1 protein-coding gene and 1 pseudogene are annotated in these 1,251 nt (G+C 35.8%); both read left to right on the top strand.

Annotation, left to right across the window (positions count from 1 at the left end; genetic code table 11):
• Nucleotides 1-432, top strand: a pseudogene (locus Q0236_RS06825) (ribonucleoside-diphosphate reductase subunit alpha); the annotation flags it as partial.
• A 19-nt stretch (nt 433-451) separates the two neighbouring features.
• On the top strand, nt 452-1,251 hold an 800-nt coding region (locus tag Q0236_RS06820; protein ID WP_297916312.1), incomplete at its 3' end, for an AAA family ATPase.

The following is a 1,251-nucleotide window of genomic DNA, read 5'->3' as shown; positions in this document are numbered from 1 at the left end:
GACGGCATGCGAAACGGCTACCTGATGGCGATTGCGCCGACATCGAGTATCAGCATACTCGTAGGCACCACACAGACGATCGAGCCGGTGTATAAGCGCAAGTGGTTCGAGCACAACCTAAGCGGCATGATCCCGGTCGTCGTGCCGAATTTAAGCCCGAAAACGTGGCAGGCGTACGTACCTGCGTACGAGCTCGATCAGCGCCTGCTCGTAAAGGCGGGCGCCATCCGCCAAAAATGGATCGATCAAGGCCAGAGCCTAAATATATTTATGAGCCTGAATAAGGCAAGCGGCGGCTATCTGAGCGAAATTTATACGCTTGCGTGGCAGCTCGGGTTAAAATCGACCTACTACCTGCGCTCCGAAAGCCCAGATAGCGAGAAGCTAAACAACGTCGCGGATCGTTCGATCGAGTGCGAAGGGTGCCAGTAAAAGGCAAAAGGATTAACATATGAAACTAGATAGATTTGAAATAAAAAATTTTCGTTCAATAAAAGACATGGCGATAAATATTGAAGAGAGAAATGGTAAAAAATGTATAATATTAGTAGGAAAAAATGAGGCTGGAAAAAGTAATATATTAAAAGCTATATCTGCAGTATTTAATGGATATAAGGTTAGCATAAAAGATCAAAGAAAAACAGCTTCGGATAATGATGAATATTATATTGATGCTATCTTTAAGCTTACACAAAAAGACATTAGTGATATTAAAGAAAAATTAATCGAAGAATATCATATAGAAAGTCTAGATATTTTTGAAAATAATTTAAGTATTGAAAGCTTTATTCAAGAAGCTTTTGGTGAAATGATATTAACATTGAGTATAAAAGATAATGATACACCGAGCTTAAACTATCGGAAATATGAAGAATTAAATGATAAATATAAAATATCTAACTTATTCTACTATAGTACAGATAATCGGCAAATTACAAAATTAGAAGGCGAAAGTAATAGTCCTTTGCTTGAGCCTTTGACGTATGATCACATGAAGACAATTGTGTTTGAAATAATAAAAAATATAAAACCCATGGAGAATATTTATAAGCGAGTTATGTTTTGGGAGTATAGTGATAGTCATTTATTGCCATCTAACGTAAATATAGGAAACTTTAAAAATAACCCAGACATATGTATGCCTTTAAAAAATATTTTTTATTTAAGCAATATAAAAGATATTCAACAAGATATTGAAAATGCAGCCAAGAAAGATAAAGGACTACATAGCTTTTTAGACAATATATCTAA

Source organism: uncultured Campylobacter sp., assembly GCF_938031315.1.
GTDB lineage: Bacteria > Campylobacterota > Campylobacteria > Campylobacterales > Campylobacteraceae > Campylobacter_B.
The sequence above is the reverse complement of the archived record's forward strand: the minus strand, read 5'-3'. Positions and strand labels throughout refer to the sequence as shown.